Genomic DNA, 16,119 nt, shown 5'->3' with positions numbered 1-16,119 from the left:
TTTGGGTGTGGAAAAATCGGTTAATGTTCGTTAAAATAGAAGTATATTAGGGCTTTTAGTGTGCCCGCATGACATTTTATGAAAACGGAGAACGACGCACATGTTTCCAGATCGTCTGCGTGAGTTGCGCAAAGGCCGTAACATCACATTGGAAACCTTGGCTGAAGAGATGAATAAGCACCTTGAACCAGGGCAAAAACCAAATACAGCTGCGCAAATCGGAAACTGGGAGCGTGGTGACCGTTCGCCTTCGTACATTGAAGTTCGAAAGCTAGCGGATTTTTTCAATGTTTCAATGGATTTCTTGGTCGGCCGTGCCATGTCAGAAAAGACTGACTTGTCATTGCTGTTCTTGTCAGGTAAGGAAATCGACTTTAACGGTAAGCCACTAACTGACCAGCAACGTTTCGACATTTTCCAGTATGTTAACTCATACTTGAACCCGGTATCATACACGCCGGAGGATGATGTGCGTAGCAACCACCAAGAAAGCCTGTTCTAAACAAAGGATATTATGATGACAACAAACCAAGCAATTCGGTTTGGGTCTGGTCAACAGCTCACTGAGATGGATTATCTTGGTGAGCTGTTGCCATATCTAGGCCGTTACCAAAACATCCCCACGATGGCTAACCTCATGCAACAAGCAATTGATACGCTTGAACAATTGAATGCGGGTTATTTGCCAGCTGCATTGCCAACAATGGAAGTACCAGAGTCAGTGATTCCAGAACTGCAAAATTATGTCTTGGCCCAATACCCAGACAACGCAGACGCCGGTAATGCCCTTTGGCTTGAGTTAACGGAACCACTAGAAGATATCGACTTCTTGCTCCGTCATCTACGTGATGCGTTAATCGAATACTTCAGCATGTACGGTTTTGTCTCAAGTGACTTTGTACGTGACTTGTCAGCGTACACGGACGGCCAACCTGTATTGGAGTTGATGGCTGGGCATGGGTATATCTCAGCCGGTTTGAAGGCGATTGCGCCGGAACAAAAGATTATCGCGACGGACAATGAAGATTGGCGTACGCAACCAGATCCAACGTCGGCTAAGCCAGTGACGGATGTGGAAAACATGGATGCCATCGCAGCGTTGGATATGTACGGTGAGAATGTCTCAACGGTCATTATGAGTTGGGCGCCGGATACGACTGACGCGGACTGGCAGGTATTGCAATACATCCGCAATAACCAATACCGCTTTGATTTTGATTTCATCGTGATTGGTGAAAAGGATGGGGCAACGGACTCGGATGTCTTCTGGCATGAAGCCGAGTTAGAAGAAGTACCCGCATTGAACGCGCACCATCAATCATTCGACTTGATTGACGAGCGCGTGTATTTAGTGAAATAACCATAAGCCCAGTTTTTCGACTGGGCTTTTTAGGTGTTATAATAACTTTTTGTAAACGATTATTTGAGATGAGGTTACTGTTTTGGAAGAGAAAACTTACAGCGAGCGCCACAAGATGGGGGTCTTGGCGCTATCTACCGTTATTTTGGGGATTGTTGTAGGGTTAAGTTCAGTGTTGCTCAGCTTGTTCTTGGAGCTTGTTGAGCACTTCTTCTTGGAATTTGAAGAAAACACACTGATGCCGGTTTCAACGCACATTGCTGGCGGACAACGCTTTTTATCAGTATTGATTGGTGGAATTATTGCGGCGATTGTCTGGTTCATTGTGCAAACGAAGATGAAGCCAACGGTTGGTATCAACAAGGCCATGGATGGGGATGAGATGCCATTCTGGCCATCTGTTGTGCACGCCGTGACACAAGTCTTCTACGTGGCAACTGGTGGATCAGTTGGACGTGAATTGGCACCTCGTGAACTTGGTGCCTTGCTTGCCCAACGTTGGGAGAAGTTACTCCGCCGTTGGCACATGGATTCACTAACAGCTGACGACCGTCGCTTGTTGATTGCTGCAGCTGCGGGTGCTGGTTTCGCCGGTATTTATATTGCGCCAATCACAGGTATGTTGTTCGCCGTTGAAATCTTGCACAAGAACGTGTCAAAGCGTTCAGTGGCAGTTAGTTTGACGATGTCAACGATTGCCATGTGGGTTGGTATGTCAGTGCACGGCTTCCACCCATACTACTTTGTGCCTGATAAGCACTTCACGTTGGGGATGATTCCATTCGTGATTGTGGTTGGACCATTGATGGGTGTGGCCGGTGCCTACTTCCATAAGGCCTTCCAATGGGCTGGCGGTAAGGCCAAGGCTAAGCAAGTGCAGGTTTTGTGGCAATTGCCATTGGCTGCAGCCGTAACTGGTGTGGTCGCCATTTTCTTCCCACAAATTATGGGAAACGGACGTGGCTTGGCTGAGTTCGCCATCAACAGCACGAGCACGAAGGTGATTGGTGTCTTGTTGATTGGGATGTTGCTTAAGGCGGCCATTACGGTGTTCACGTTGAAGGCTGGTGCTTACGGTGGTACGTTGGCACCTTCAATTGGTATCGGTGGATCATTCGGTGCCATCCTTGGCTTCGGTTACATCATGATGGTGCCTGGTGCATCAATTGCCCAAGCAGCTGTTATTGGTGCCACGGCATTGCTAGCTGCATCACAACAAGCACCATTGATGGCCTTGTTCATGATGTTCGAAGTGAGTCATTTGGACCACACTGCTTTGATGCCAATGGGCTTGGCAGTAGCACTTGCCATCCTAACGTCAAAGATGATTTTGGATAAGAAGTAAAAAATAACGTCGAATTCGGAAGTATAGTTCTGAATTCGACGTTATTTTGTTATTTTCGGAAGTATACTTCTGAAAAATGTATAAAGCATATTAAATGTTGTTTGTTCTAATCGGTAACAGTGATATCTTGACTTCCGTGGAAAATCTTAACTATCTCAACTGAGTTATCCAGTACTACATAGAGCATGGCATAGTTATTGACGTTAATTCTTCGATATTCTATTCCGCTTTCCGTTCGGATGTACACTTGATATAAAGTGGCATTAATTTCTAATGATTGGATTGCTGACAGGAAATCTTGATACTGTTTAATCGCAGCGGCTTCGTTTTGAAGTTCTGTGCGAATGTAATCAATGATATCCAGCAGTGCCGCAACCGCTGAGGGGTGGGTACTAACAAGATACTGCATTGATTACATTACCATTCCTTTCGTCGTTCTTCGAACATTGTTTCTATTTCTGAAGTTGATAATCCAGGCTTCTTTTTTGCATCTTCAACAAGTTGAATGAGTTCAGCCATGAATTTTGGATCAATGTCTTTCTCAGACAAAGGGTGGTTTTCTTTAGTGGTTGGTTGGAATGGGAAGCCACCGTCATGAACAAATTGTTCTACACATAAATTAATTGCAGATGTTAATGAGATACCCATTCGCTCAGCCAGTTCATCAGCTTTTGTCTTTGTATCTGAATTGATACGAAGGGTAAAAGCAGTTTTATCTAGCGCATGTGCCATGTCTACACCTCCTGTTTGATACCTAAATGAGATACCATTTTGGTTTCTTAGTGTACACGGGGAAAATCAATTGAAATTCGGAACTATACTCCTGAATTCGAGAGATTGAGTAAAAGTGAGAAGTATCCTTCTCAAGATGATGATAGATTAAGGGGAATACTGAAAGCGGGGGGGCGTCATACGGTGGTATTCAAAAGATGAATGCGCTAGATTGGTTGATGAGTTAATTGATACGCAAAAATGCCTGCAAATCTCAAATTGAGATCTGCAGGCATTTTCATCATTACTTTACAAATTGCTCTGACAAAGCCAAGAATTCGTCGATGTCCTTCTTAACCAAATCAGCACCGGCTTGCCAGAAATCTGGCTTGGTCAAATCAACACCGAGGTGCTTTTGGGCCAATTCTTCCGTTGACATGTTGGCCGTATCGCGAAGCAATGCGATGTAAGCCTCTTCGAAGTTATCTTGCGTGTGGGCCCAGGCGTAGATACCTTGGCTGAACAAGTAACCGAACGTGTATGGGAAGTTGTAGAATGGCACGTCATCAATGAAGAAGTGCAACTTTGATGACCAGAAGTGTGGGTGACGGTGATCCAAAAGACCATCGAAGGCTACCTTTTGTGCCTCATCCATCAATTCGTTCAAACGCGCTGCAGGGACGAAACCTTGCTTACGCTCCGTGTAGAAGTTGTCTTCAAAGATGAAACGGGCGTGGATGTTCAAGAACATGGCAATTGGGTTCGTCATCTTCGCATCCAACAATACAACCTTTTCCGCATCTGATTGGGCAGCTTGCACGTTGGCATCCGCAATCAACATTTCAGCAAACGTTGAAGCGGTCTCAGCAACGTTCATGGAATAACCGTCACGCCAAACTGGCAAGTCCGTCAAGACTGAAGAATGGAACCCGTGACCAATTTCATGGGCAATCGTCGCCGCGTCGTTCACTGAACCTGTAAACGTCGTGATGATACGTGACTCGTGAATGTCAGGCACACTTTCCATCCAAGCACCTGGTGTCTTACCAGGACGGTCTTCCGCTTCAATCCATTGATTCTCAAATGCGTGTTGGGCGAATGCAGCCATCTTAGGTGAGTACTTGCCGAAGTTCTTAATAATGAAAGCAGCCGCTTCATCATATGACAACGTGCTTGGCTTGTAGTCACCCAAATCCGTGATGGGGGCTACTTGGTCTTGCCAACCAAGCTCCGTTAAACCAAGCAATTCCTTCTTGCGGTCGAAGTAGGCCTTGAACATGTGCTTGTTGTCATCGACCATTTGCCACATTGCGTCCAATGTCTCACGTGACATACGGTTCAACTCAAGTGGTTGATCCAAGTGGTTTTCATAACCGTGGGCCGCTTGTTCTGTCAAACGGGCACCAGCCAAGTGGTTAATCGTGTCGGCGGCCAGGTTCTCGGCGCTACCCCACATCTTTTCGTAGTTGGCCATGATGTTAGCACGAACCTTGTTGTCAGGGTAACCGTCCAATTGGTTCAACGCTTGTCCAGCAGACAAAGCTTGTTCGTCGCCGTTTTCATCCGTGTACGTCATTGAAAGACCAGATGAAATCGTGTCGTAGTGTTCTGACCAAGCTTGCAAGCCGTCCAAACGCAACTTGTTGAGCAATTCTTCAGCACGGTCATCCAACAAACGGGCGGCGTCATCACGCAACTCGTTCAAGTGGAAGGCAACCTCAGCGATGCCAGGCAACGTGCTGACCTTAGCGAACGTCTCATCATCAAATGACGTCAACAACTTCGCAAAGGCATCCAATGGTGCTTGGTAAGCGACTTCCAAGTGTGACACCTTTGTTTGGTAGGGACGGTAAACAGGGTTCGTATAGTCGGCTGAGTAAAGGGCGTTGACGAAAAGCGCCACTGTGCCCAAACCTGAACGAATCACTTGCGCGTCGTTAACCAAAGCAACGAGCTTGCTGAAGTCCGTGTCAGTGAAACGGTCGTAAGCCGTCACGTCAGATGCGAATTGCTTAATTTGTTGATCAAGTAAAGTTAGCTTGGCAGCGAACTCAGGTGATTCGATACCACCAGGGTAGATGGGATCCAAATCCCAGTTCAATGAATAGCTCATGTTGGTGCTCCGTATTTCTCATAGTTTTCTAATAGTTTAGCACAAGGACAACCAATTTGAGAAAAACTTGTTAAGGATGTTACGAATTTGGATACAAAACATTTACACAATCGTGACCGAAAACCTGCTAAAACCTGACAATTGGCGACTAGACTGAAAGGCAACAAAAAGGAATGGGGGACTTGTGGCATGCGAAAGAAATTAGTGAGATTACTAGTGGTGTTCAGCTTGGGTGTTTGGATTGTTGGGGCAGTTGCGGCGATTACGACGCAAAATCAACCATTGCCGGCTGGAAGTGAGAAGTCGTTAAGTGGCAAGTCACTTTGGGAACGACAAAATCAATATATGGATCGAATGGGCGATAAGTTGATCGACTCATTGTTGCATATGAAGTAGTCACTTATTTGCTTAACGGGGTATACCTTTTATTTTCTAGTGTTCTTCCTTATAATGGACAGGTTGCACTTATCAGATTTTAGAAGAGTAAGAGGTTAGCGAATATGGCTAAGCAAAAGAAGCGCTGGTCAACGCCGCGTAAGATTATCACTTGGGTGGTTTCAGTCGTGGTTGTCTTGGCAGTTATTCTTGGGGCTGCTGGTGGATATTTCTTCCACGTCGCCGAGGTGCGTGCGAAGAAGGACTTTATCGGTAGTGGTGTGTTGACGAAGAAGGATCCCTTGTATTCACGTCAACAAGAGTTCCTAGCGTTGGATTCACAAACGTGGCATTTGACGGCGAAGGACGGCACGAAGTTGGTGGGTAATTATGTACCAGCTGAAAAGAAGACCAACAAGACGGTTGTTGTGATTCACGGATTCGGTGTGGAGCACAAGGCAATGGCACCTTATGGTCAAATGTTCCATGACATGGGTTACAACGTGTTGATGCCCGATGATCGTGCATCAGGTAAGTCAGGCGGTAAGTACATCGGATTCGGTTACTTGGACGCTAAGGACTACAAGCAATGGATTAGCAAGGTCATCACGAAGAATGGTCAAGACAGCCAAATCGTTGTGATGGGTGCTTCAATGGGTGGTGCTACAACGATGATGTTGTCAGGAATGAATCCACCAGCACAAGTTAAGGCGTACATTGAAGACGCTGGTTACACGTCAGTTTATGATGAGTTGGAATACCAAGCTGGTGATATGTATGGCTTGCCAACTTGGCTAGCAAAGATTATCGTGCCAGTTGTGTCATTGTACTCAAAGGTTTTGGCCGGTTACGACTACGCTGAAGCTGATTCAATTAAGTTGTTGCAAAAGAACACACGCCCAATGATGTTTATTCACGGTGGGGATGACACATTTGTGCCAACGAAGTTCTTGAACCAAGTGTATGACGCCTCAAACGGACCAAAGGAAAAGTACTTGGTCCCAGGTGCCTCACACGTGCAATCATATGCAACTAACCCAGCTAAGTATGAGCAAAAGGTTGCTGATTTCTTGGCAAAGTATTTTAAGTAAACAAAAAGGCGACGTTTCCAAATTAATGGAGACGTCGCCTTTTGTATTATTCACCAAATTCACCTTCAAGGTACTTGAACGTTTCATCAACGCTTGGCATCAAGGCTAAACGTGAAAGACCTTCGCGGGTGACGAACTCAGCTTCGATGGCTGTTTCGAACCAAGCCACCATGTCATCCCAATAACCATCGATGTTCACCAAGACGATTGGTTTCTCGTAGTAACCTAACTTCGTCCATGACATCACTTGGCCAAGTTCTTCCAAGGTTCCCATGCCACCTGGCAAAAAGACGAAGGCATCTGCGCGATCGAACATCATGCGCTTACGAGTATCCATGTCTGGTACGTCGATGTGTTCCATTTTCAAATCATGCCCAGCTTCTTCTGGCAGGAAGCTCGTTGGGCGGATGCCGGTCACCTCGGCACCAGCGTTGATGGCGTTAACTGCGACTTTGCCCATCAAACCACTCTTTGAACCACCGTAGACCAAGGCCCAGTTACGAGCTGCGATTCCTTTGCCCATCGCAGCGGCTGCTTCGTGGAATTCTTCTAGGTGACCATATTGGGCGCCCATAAAGACACCAATTGTCTGCTTTTTCATGTCATACTCCCCCAAGTACTTTGCTTTTATAATTAGTCTCTATATCATACAATGGTTTATATAGAAAACTTTGAAGATTATCAGGATTCTGATATTGAGAATAGAAAGAGGTTCACATGGCTGAACATTATTACACGGCGAATCCAAGCGTTGCCCACGACGAGCATACTTGGACGTTCCCGCTTTTTGACCACACCTTGACGTTCACAACGGACGCCGGTGTCTTCTCTAAGTCTACCGTAGATTTCGGAACGCGCACGATGTTGGATGCGTTTGATCAAGATATTCCCGCTGGTAAGATTTTGGATTTGGGTGCCGGATACGGACCAGTTTCAATTGCATTGGCAACGGTGATGCCTGAGCGCGAGTTCGTGGCTGCTGAAATCAACGAGCGTGCAGCTGAATTGGTCAAGCGTAACGCGCAAAAGAATGGGGTTGGCGACCGCATTAACGTGGTATTGTCAGACCGTTACTCTGGCGTTGACGGTAAGTTTGCGGCCATTTTGACGAATCCACCGGTACGTGCTGGTAAGGACATCGTGTCAGATATGATTGCCGGGGCGAAGGATTATTTGGTTGATGGCGGTACGCTGACGGTTGTTTTGCAAAAGAAGCAAGGTGCGCCATCTGCTAAGGCATTGATGGCTGAAACATTCGGTAACGCTGCAACGATTGCTAAGAACAAGGGTTACTATATTTTGGAGAGTGTCTACCATGACGACGCTAACGCCTGAACAAGTTGATTACTTCATGGGTGAAGCCATCAAGGAAGCCAAGAAAGCGGGCGCCTTGGGCGAAGTACCGATTGGAGCAGTCGTCGTGCAAAAAGGGCAAATCATCGGACGTGGCTTTAACCTACGTGAACGTTTGGAGGATGCCAGCCAGCACGCTGAGCTACAAGCGATTACTGAGGCGAATCGTTTGGTGAAGTCATGGCGTTTGCCAGATGCCCAATTGTTTGTGACATTGGAACCATGCATTATGTGCGCGGGCATTATTCAACAGTCACGTATTAGTGATGTGTATTATGGCGCTGAGGATCCAAAGGCCGGTGCGGTGCATTCCTTGTACCACATCTTAGAGGACGAGCGTTTGAACCACCAAGTTAACGTGCACCAAGGTGTTCGTGAGCAAGAGAGTGGCGACTTATTGCGTAACTTCTTCCGTGAGATTCGTAAGCAGAAGAAGGCTGAAAAGAAGGCACGCCGCGCAGCCGAATTGGCAGCACAAGAATTGTCGAATGAGATTGCAGAAAAGTAATCCACCTGCTATAATATTATTTGTGGGGCAAGTGTGCACTTCGAACCGTGTCAGGGTCGGAAGGCAGCAGCACTAAGGAGACCGTGCATTGTGCTTCACTTCTTATGAACTTTAATCGCTAACCGATGAACTAATCGGTTGGCGTTTTTTTTACTATTTTCTGTTACTATAAGAGTAGGGAAAATTCAAACGTTACTGTCAAAATAGACAGTGGTGAAAGGGGTCACACACAATGGCGTATCAAGCGTTGTACCGGACATGGCGTCCGCAAAAATTTAGCGACATGATTGGGCAAGAAGTTGTGACCAAGACGTTGAAAAACGCAATTATGACGGGGCAAACAACCCACGCCTATTTGTTCAACGGACCGCGTGGAACAGGTAAGACATCAGCAGCGAAAATCTTTGCTAAGGCCATCAACTGTTTAAATCCAATTAACGGGGAGCCTGATGGTGTATGTGCGATGTGTCAAGCTGCCGATAACGGCACACTTGGTGACATCATCGAATTGGACGCGGCTTCAAACAACGGTGTTGATGAAATCCGTGAGATTCGTGAGGACGTTAACTACGCCCCAACGCAAGCGAAGTACAAAGTCTACATCATCGATGAGGTCCACATGCTTTCAACCGGTGCCTTTAACGCTTTGTTGAAGACATTGGAAGAGCCACCAGCAAACGTTATCTTTATTTTGGCTACGACGGAACCACAAAAGATTCCGGCAACCATTATTTCACGTACACAACGTTTCGACTTCAAGCGTATTGATGCCAAGGCAGCTTATGACCGTATGACGTACATCTTGGATCAACGTGGTGACACGTATGATGAAGCTGCGATTCGCGTAATTGCGAACGCCGCTGATGGTGGAATGCGTGATGCGTTGAGTATCTTGGACCAAGCGTTGTCATTTGGGGATGGTCACGTGACGTTGGAAAACGCCTTGCTTGTGACTGGTTCAGTCACGCAAACGTTGCTTGGTGAATATGTGCAAGCGGTTGTTAAGCAAGACACGAAGCAAGCTTTGGCTAAGCTATCTGAGGTATTATCAGCAGGTAAGGATGCCAACCGCTTTGTGGAAGACTTGATTAGTTATGCCCGTGACTTGTTGCTTCACACTGAAGCGCCTGAGTTGATCAGCATTGTGCCTGATGAGACATTCACGGACTTGGCAGCCAACACACAAGCCAATGTTTGGTATCGCATGATTGATACCTTGAATGACACGCAACAGCAATTGCGTTTCACGAATCGACCAAGCATTTACTTGGAAGTGTTGACGGTTAAGTTGAGTCAACCAATCGCGACGACGGCACCGGTGACGGTAGAGCGTGTGTCAGCGCCACAAGTGGTTGCTGAACCGACGCCAACTGCACCAAAGCCGGCTCCGGTTGCCTCAGCAGCGCCAGTTGTTGAGACACCAACGCAGCCAGCGGCACAACCTGAACCAGTGGCATCTGCAGCACCAGCTGAACAACCAGCTACGCCGGCACCAACGCGTGTCGCACCACGTGTTGCGGATGATCAATCAGCTGTGTTTGGCGTGCTTAGTGCAGCGACCCGTGGCGACCTAGACCGTGTGCAAACAGTATGGGCTGACATGGTTAACATGTTGCCGGTACCACAACAAGCGATGCTGAACGTCGCGAAGCCAATTGCAGCTTCGCCAGACGGATTGGTTGTGGCCTTTGACTTTGAAGTTATCAAGGCCAACGCCATGCGTAATGCAGAATTGTTGCACACGATGGTGACGCAAATTCGCTTGTTGACGCAAGCGCAAAACGAGCGTCAATTAGTCTTTGTCACGACTGATGACTGGCCAAAGATGCGCGCTGCGTTTGTGGCCCAACGCCAAGGAACGGCTGCGACGCCATCTGTTCAACAGCAAGTGCCACAACAAGTGGCAGCTGCCGTTGATGACGACTTAGCAAGTCTAACGGCAATGGATGATCAAACCGAAGCAGCTGGTCCAGCACCAGTTGTGGCGGAAGCTGAACGTTTGTTTGGCGCTGATATCGTAGAAGAAATTGATGATTAATAACAAAAACTAGAAAACGAGGGTGATATTATGTTTGGTGGACAAAACATGCAATCAATGATGAAGCAAGTGAAGAAGATGCAAGAGCAAATGCAAAATGAGCAAGAAGCCATTGCAGCAACTGACTACACTGGTCACGCCCCTTCAGACGTTGTTTTGGCAACGTTTAACGGAAACCGTGAGTTGAAGGACTTGCAAATCAAGCCTGAAATCGTTGACGCTGATGACGTCGACGGTATGGCAGATATGATTTTGGTTGCAGTTAATGATGCATTGCAACAAATCGAAGCTGACCAACAAAAGCGTTTGGGACAATACGCACCAAAGGGTATGTTCTAAAAAGTTGGCCCTTTATTGAGAGAAAGAAGGTCTGTAACGTGCAATATCCAGAACCGATTGCTAAACTTATTGATAGTTATACGAAGTTGCCCGGTATCGGAATTAAGACAGCGACACGCCTAGCTTTCCACACAATTGACATGCAAGAAGAATATGTGACGGGGTTTGCCCAATCATTGATTTCTGCTAAGCGTGATTTGCGCTTTTGTTCAATTTGTGGAAATCTGACGGAGACGGATCCTTGTGCAATTTGCTCTGACCCAACACGTGATCAAAGCCAAGTTTTGGTTGTTGAAGAAGTGAAGGATTTGATGGCAATCGAAAACACTGGCGAGTACCGTGGGTTGTACCACGTGCTTCACGGTGTGTTGTCACCACTATCTGGAAAGGGGCCCGATGATATCAACATTGAGTCATTGGTAACGCGTTTGCAAAAGGATGACGCCATCCAAGAAGTTATTGTTGCAACGAACGCTAACGCAGAGGGTGAAGCGACAGCTATGTACCTATCACGTCTATTGAAGCCAGCCGGTCTAACGATTTCACGTTTGGCCACTGGATTGTCAGTTGGTAGTGATATTGACTATGCTGATGAAATCACGTTGATTAAAGCGGTTGAAGGAAGGACGAAGCTCTGATGTTTAACATGTTTAAGCGACCAAAAGTTGATACAGCAGCTTACGATGAACGTCTGAACAAGGCGATTGATCAAGCGAAGTTCGACTTTGAAAAAGCAAAAATGTCAGAAGTAGCTTTGTTTGAAAGTGACATTGACCCACGTTTGATTAAGGCTGAAACAGCCAAGGCACGTCAGAAGTACTTCTTTTTACTTCGCGTGGCACGTCAACGTGACATGAAGGGTCACTGGTCAACGGCTTTTATCCACCCAGAGATTTAATCACTAAACTCAGGATAGGAGGTGTTTAGAATGAGCGATAAGACTTATACGAACGCCCAATTTGGTGCTTTGATTGCGAAGAACACGCAATGGACAGAGGCCAATGCTAAGTGGGTGAAGGAACGTCTCATTGAGAATTCACGTTTGTTGCCAGACCACGGTAAGAAGTGGTCACAAACGCGCATTTCTAACTATTTGTTCGAATTGGCTTTCGTAAAGCCAGAGAACATCGACTGGAACGTTTAGCCAAAGTCGGTTCAGGTGTTATGCCTGGGCCGGCTTTTTGCTATAATAAGAATTAACAACACAATTAGAAAGTGGTGGCGAGAATGCCAGGGACATTTATTTCGTTTGAAGGCCCAGATGGAGCTGGAAAGACATCAGTATTGCGTGCGATTGTCGCACGGTTGCAACCAGAACTAGGGGATCGCTTATTGCTAACCCGTGAGCCGGGCGGAACCGACAATAAGATTGCGGAAGCGATTCGTGACCTCGTCCTTGATCCAGCCAATACAGACATGGATCAACGAACGGAAGCGTTGCTGTACGCAGCCTCACGTCGACAACACTTGGTGCAAACGATTTTGCCGGCCTTGGAAGCTGACAAGGTTGTGATTACTGATCGCTACGTTGATAGCTCAATTGCTTATCAAGGTGGGGGCCGTGAATTGGGAACTGATGCGGTGGCAGCAATTAACGATTTTGCTATCGAAGGGTTTATGCCTCAAGCGACGGTCTACCTTGATATTCGACCAGAGATTGGTTTGGAACGTATTCAAACGACGCGTCAAGACGAAGTGAACCGTCTTGATGTCGAAGCGTTGTCGTTCCACCAACGTGTGTCAGATGCTTACCATGAGTTGGCTAAGCAATACCCAGACCGCTTTTTGATGATTAACGCAGAACAAGAATTGGATGCCGTGATTGCTGATACATGGGCAGCGTTGGCACCAATTTTGGGGATGAAGGACTAGGAGGTTCAGCTTTATGAAGATGGTAATCGCAATCGTTCAAGATAAAGATGCAAACAAGTTGGGAACTGAATTTGTGAAGGCGAATGTGCGTGCCACTCGTTTGGCGACGTCAGGTGGGTTCCTTCGTTCAGGAAACACAACTTTTATGATTGGTATTGAAGATGAGCGTGTCGACGAAGTACTTGAGTTGATTAAGGAAACATCACACACTCGTAAGCAATTCATGACACCAGCGGTTAGCCTTGATGTCTCAATGGAATCAACGGCTTCAACACCAATGGAAGTTCAAGTTGGTGGTGCAACGGTCTTTGTTCAAGATATTGAGCAATTCCACCGCTTCTAAGGGGAAAGTATGGACGCGAAAGAATTAATTGCACAGGCAAATGCACAACAACCGCAGTTAATCGCGCAATTCAAACAGGCGGTGGCAAGTGAGCAACTTGCCCACGCCTTTTTGTTTACTGGGCCACGTGGTCGTGGTCAAGACTTGGTAGCTGATTGGTTGGCAATGCGTTTGATGTGTCGTAATGTCACGGCTGACGGGCAACCGGACGGTATGTGTGATCAATGCCAACGTATTGCATCACACGAACACCCAGATGTGATTCAATTGGCACCCGACGGTAACAGCATCAAGGTTGATCAGGTACGCTACTTGCGTGATGAGTTTACGAAGACTGCTGTTGAAGGTAATCAAAAGGTGTTTATCGTTTCTGGTGCGGACACGATGACCAGCAGTGCCGCTAACGGTCTGTTGAAGTTTATCGAAGAGCCAGTTGGCCAGCAAACGGCTATTTTGATTGCTGAAAACCGTGCTCAGATTTTGCCAACGGTTGTCTCACGTACGCAGGTCATTGATTTTCCAGCCTTGGGACCTGAACAGATGCGCACGTCATTGGAAGCAGTCGGCTTCACGGCAGCACAAGCTGAATTGGCGCGTACGTTGACGGATAGTGTGGATAGCGCAGCTGAGTGGCTAGCCGATGATTGGTTTAATTCAGCTGAGAAGGCCATTAGCGATATTGTGACTGGGACACTGAAGGGGGACGATACCACCTTTACCCACGTGCAAACAGCTTTGGTGCCGTTAGCTGGTGAGCCAGCCCGTGCCCGTGTGCTGTTGGCGATGTTGGCCCAAGCGTGGCGTGATATCTTGCTTGGTCGGACTGGGGATGCGAGTGTTCGCTTCCCGGGTGCCGGTGAGTGGCAACGTTTGTCACAACGATATACGACGGCCAAGCTATTGGAAGTGTTGGATATCGTGTTAGCAGCGCCACAACGTTTACAGAAAAATATTAGTTTTCAAACGACGGTCGAATCAACCGTCCTTGAAAGTCAGTTTAAGTTAGCAGGTTTATGATGAATCAACAGAAAAGTTTTGCAACACATACAACAGGAACGCTTTATCTTGTCCCAACACCAATTGGTAATTTGGGTGATATGACGGTTCGTTCAATTGATACATTGAAGGCTGTGGCTGTAATTGCAGCGGAAGACACCCGTCACACGCAACAATTGCTCAACCAGTTTGATATTCAAACGAAGCAAGTATCATTCCATGAACACAATAAAGAGAGTCGCATTCCCGAGTTGGTTGCACGCTTAGCTGCTGGTGAAGATGTGGCCCAAGTGTCAGATGCGGGGATGCCATCAATTTCTGACCCGGGTCATGAGTTGGTGAAGGCTGCCATTGCGCAAAACATTCCAGTTGTGCCACTACCAGGGGCGAGTGCTGGTATTACGGCATTGATTGCGTCTGGTTTGGCACCACAAACCTTTATGTTTTACGGTTTCTTGGCGCGTAAGCCAAAGGAGCAATTGGCAGAACTGCAAGGTTTGAATTCACACACGGAAACCATGATTTTCTACGAAGCACCACACCGTTTGGCTAAGACGTTGCAAAATTTGGTGAAGGCGTTTGGCCCTGATCGCCAAGTTGTGTTGGCTCGTGAGTTGACGAAGCGTTATGAAGAGTTCTTACGTGGGTCAGCCCAAGAATTGGTTGATTGGGCAAGTGAAAACGAAGTCCGTGGTGAGTTTGTTATGATGGTAGCGGGAAATGATAACCCAACTACTGATGGGGATGAAGACCCGCTTGCTGAAATGACTGCTGTGGAAGCAGTACAAGCCCTTGTTGCATCAGGGCTAAAAGCAACGGCTGCGGTTAAGCAAGTCGCCAAAGCGCGTAACTTGGACCGTCAAGCGTTGTATTTGGAATATCAAGGAGAGAATTAATGGCTGAAGTTTACAGTATGCAGCACGAGGTGTTGTACTACGAAGCTGACGTGACAGGCAAGTTGAGCCTGCCCATGATTTTTAATCTTGCTGTGTTGAGTTCAACGCAACAAAGTGTCGACCTTGGTGTCGGACCGGATTATGCGCACGCAAACGGTGTTGGTTGGATTATTTTGCAACACGTCGTTGATATTAAGCGCCGTCCTAAGATTGGTGAAAAGGTGGCCTTGGAGACCTTGGCTAAGGAGTTCAACCCATTCTTCGCCAAGCGTTTGTACCGAATTGTCGATGAAGCCGGAAACGAATTGGTAAGCATTGATGCCTTGTACGCCATGATTGATATGGAGAAGCGTAAGATGGCGCGTATTCCACAAGATATGGTGGATGCCTACGCACCTGAACGTGTGAAGAAGATTCCACGTCAACCAGAGCCAGACCGCATGATTGGTGATATTCCAGTTGATTTCGATCAACAATATGCGGTGCGTTACTTGGATATTGACTCAAACCGTCACGTGAACAATTCGAAGTACTTTGATTGGATGCAAGATGTCTTGGGTCCAGCGTTCCTTGAAACGCACGAACCAACGCACTTGAACATCAAGTACGAACACGAAGTTTTGTTGGGTGATATGATTCGTTCAGAAGCGCAAATTATGGAAGACAAGTCAGTACACCGTATCTGGTCTGGTGACACATTGTCTGCCGAAGCGCATATTGATTGGACGAAGTCAGAAAACTAAAGTAAACTAATTAGTGAAGAAAGTCATTTAAGGAGA

General features: G+C 46.9%; 21 protein-coding genes and 1 other RNA gene. 18 read left to right on the top strand and 4 right to left on the bottom strand.

The window, feature by feature from the left end; genetic code table 11:
* The first annotated feature begins 100 nt into the window (after window positions 1-100).
* From ACAW68_09725 to ACAW68_09715, 3 genes are all read left to right on the top strand, one after another.
* The gene (locus ACAW68_09725; GenBank protein XGA15728.1) at window positions 101-502 is read left to right on the top strand and encodes a helix-turn-helix domain-containing protein; all 402 of its coding nucleotides are present in this window, start codon (window positions 101-103) and stop codon (window positions 500-502) included.
* Window positions 503-514: 12 nt separating this feature from the next.
* The gene (locus ACAW68_09720) at window positions 515-1,360 is read left to right on the top strand and encodes an SAM-dependent methyltransferase (GenBank protein XGA15727.1); all 846 of its coding nucleotides are present in this window, start codon (window positions 515-517) and stop codon (window positions 1,358-1,360) included.
* A gap of 115 nt (window positions 1,361-1,475) precedes the next feature.
* Window positions 1,476-2,705, top strand: coding sequence for a chloride channel protein (locus ACAW68_09715; protein XGA17026.1), 1,230 nt, complete (start codon window positions 1,476-1,478; stop codon window positions 2,703-2,705).
* A gap of 106 nt (window positions 2,706-2,811) precedes the next feature.
* Here ACAW68_09715 and ACAW68_09710 read toward each other — a convergent pair whose 3' ends face one another.
* The 3 genes from ACAW68_09710 to ACAW68_09700 all read right to left on the bottom strand — a co-directional run bounded on the left by ACAW68_09710 (window position 2,812) and on the right by ACAW68_09700 (window position 5,529).
* Window positions 2,812-3,114 (bottom strand): type II toxin-antitoxin system RelE/ParE family toxin, encoded by a 303-nt coding sequence (locus ACAW68_09710; protein XGA15726.1) that lies wholly within the window; start codon window positions 3,112-3,114, stop codon window positions 2,812-2,814.
* Between the two features lie 8 nt (window positions 3,115-3,122).
* Entirely contained in the window at window positions 3,123-3,437 is a 315-nt protein-coding gene (locus tag ACAW68_09705) for a type II toxin-antitoxin system RelB/DinJ family antitoxin (GenBank protein ID XGA15725.1), read from the bottom strand.
* A 283-nt stretch (window positions 3,438-3,720) separates the two neighbouring features.
* Window positions 3,721-5,529 carry a M3 family oligoendopeptidase gene (locus tag ACAW68_09700; GenBank protein ID XGA15724.1) on the bottom strand — a complete coding sequence of 603 codons (1,809 nt, stop codon included), beginning with the start codon at window positions 5,527-5,529 and terminating at the stop codon, window positions 3,721-3,723.
* A gap of 189 nt (window positions 5,530-5,718) precedes the next feature.
* On the opposite strand from ACAW68_09700, the gene ACAW68_09695 reads away from it, so the two are divergent.
* Both ACAW68_09695 and ACAW68_09690 read left to right on the top strand, forming a co-directional pair.
* A complete protein-coding gene (locus tag ACAW68_09695) occupies window positions 5,719-5,925 on the top strand; it encodes a hypothetical protein (protein ID XGA15723.1) in 207 nt (68 codons plus the stop codon).
* 104 nt (window positions 5,926-6,029) lie between these two features.
* Window positions 6,030-6,995: an alpha/beta hydrolase gene (locus tag ACAW68_09690; protein ID XGA15722.1), complete on the top strand. Its 966-nt coding sequence runs from the start codon at window positions 6,030-6,032 to the stop codon at window positions 6,993-6,995.
* A 46-nt stretch (window positions 6,996-7,041) separates the two neighbouring features.
* Here ACAW68_09690 and ACAW68_09685 read toward each other — a convergent pair whose 3' ends face one another.
* The gene (locus ACAW68_09685) at window positions 7,042-7,596 is read right to left on the bottom strand and encodes a TIGR00730 family Rossman fold protein (protein ID XGA15721.1); all 555 of its coding nucleotides are present in this window, start codon (window positions 7,594-7,596) and stop codon (window positions 7,042-7,044) included.
* 116 nt (window positions 7,597-7,712) lie between these two features.
* Between ACAW68_09685 and ACAW68_09680 the strand changes: the two genes are divergently transcribed.
* The 13 genes from ACAW68_09680 to ACAW68_09620 all read left to right on the top strand — a co-directional run bounded on the left by ACAW68_09680 (window position 7,713) and on the right by ACAW68_09620 (window position 16,083).
* The gene (locus ACAW68_09680) at window positions 7,713-8,330 is read left to right on the top strand and encodes a class I SAM-dependent methyltransferase (GenBank protein ID XGA15720.1); all 618 of its coding nucleotides are present in this window, start codon (window positions 7,713-7,715) and stop codon (window positions 8,328-8,330) included.
* Window positions 8,311-8,856, top strand: a complete 546-nt coding sequence (tadA, locus tag ACAW68_09675; GenBank protein XGA15719.1) for a tRNA adenosine(34) deaminase TadA — start codon at window positions 8,311-8,313, stop codon at window positions 8,854-8,856. Before ACAW68_09680 ends, tadA begins: the two co-directional genes overlap by 20 nt.
* A 14-nt stretch (window positions 8,857-8,870) precedes the next feature.
* Window positions 8,871-8,969, top strand: an RNA gene (gene ffs, locus ACAW68_09670) — signal recognition particle sRNA small type.
* A 119-nt stretch (window positions 8,970-9,088) separates the two neighbouring features.
* Complete coding sequence (dnaX, locus tag ACAW68_09665) at window positions 9,089-10,894, top strand: DNA polymerase III subunit gamma/tau (protein XGA15718.1); 1,806 nt, start codon at window positions 9,089-9,091, stop codon at window positions 10,892-10,894.
* A gap of 30 nt (window positions 10,895-10,924) precedes the next feature.
* Window positions 10,925-11,233, top strand: a complete 309-nt coding sequence (locus ACAW68_09660) for a YbaB/EbfC family nucleoid-associated protein (protein ID XGA15717.1) — start codon at window positions 10,925-10,927, stop codon at window positions 11,231-11,233.
* A gap of 38 nt (window positions 11,234-11,271) precedes the next feature.
* A complete protein-coding gene (gene recR / locus ACAW68_09655; protein ID XGA15716.1) occupies window positions 11,272-11,871 on the top strand; it encodes a recombination mediator RecR in 600 nt (199 codons plus the stop codon).
* Complete coding sequence (locus tag ACAW68_09650) at window positions 11,871-12,131, top strand: YaaL family protein (GenBank protein ID XGA15715.1); 261 nt, start codon at window positions 11,871-11,873, stop codon at window positions 12,129-12,131. Before recR ends, ACAW68_09650 begins: the two co-directional genes overlap by 1 nt.
* Window positions 12,132-12,161: 30 nt before the next feature.
* Entirely contained in the window at window positions 12,162-12,377 is a 216-nt protein-coding gene (locus ACAW68_09645; GenBank protein ID XGA15714.1) for a hypothetical protein, read from the top strand.
* 83 nt (window positions 12,378-12,460) lie between these two features.
* On the top strand, window positions 12,461-13,105 hold the full coding sequence (gene tmk, locus ACAW68_09640; GenBank protein XGA15713.1) for a dTMP kinase: 645 nt from the start codon (window positions 12,461-12,463) through the stop codon (window positions 13,103-13,105).
* A gap of 13 nt (window positions 13,106-13,118) precedes the next feature.
* Window positions 13,119-13,448, top strand: a complete 330-nt coding sequence (locus ACAW68_09635) for a cyclic-di-AMP receptor (GenBank protein XGA15712.1) — start codon at window positions 13,119-13,121, stop codon at window positions 13,446-13,448.
* Window positions 13,449-13,457: 9 nt separating this feature from the next.
* On the top strand, window positions 13,458-14,465 hold the full coding sequence (holB, locus tag ACAW68_09630; protein XGA15711.1) for a DNA polymerase III subunit delta': 1,008 nt from the start codon (window positions 13,458-13,460) through the stop codon (window positions 14,463-14,465).
* Window positions 14,465-15,340, top strand: a complete 876-nt coding sequence (gene rsmI / locus ACAW68_09625) for a 16S rRNA (cytidine(1402)-2'-O)-methyltransferase (GenBank protein XGA15710.1) — start codon at window positions 14,465-14,467, stop codon at window positions 15,338-15,340. The genes holB and rsmI overlap by 1 nt, the downstream gene beginning before the upstream one ends.
* Window positions 15,340-16,083 carry an acyl-[acyl-carrier-protein] thioesterase gene (locus tag ACAW68_09620; GenBank protein XGA15709.1) on the top strand — a complete coding sequence of 248 codons (744 nt, stop codon included), beginning with the start codon at window positions 15,340-15,342 and terminating at the stop codon, window positions 16,081-16,083. Before rsmI ends, ACAW68_09620 begins: the two co-directional genes overlap by 1 nt.
* Window positions 16,084-16,119: the final 36 nt, after the last annotated feature.

Source organism: Weissella confusa, from assembly GCA_041871065.1.
Lineage (GTDB): Bacteria > Bacillota > Bacilli > Lactobacillales > Lactobacillaceae > Weissella > Weissella confusa_A.
This window is presented reverse-complemented; position numbering and strand designations above follow the sequence as displayed.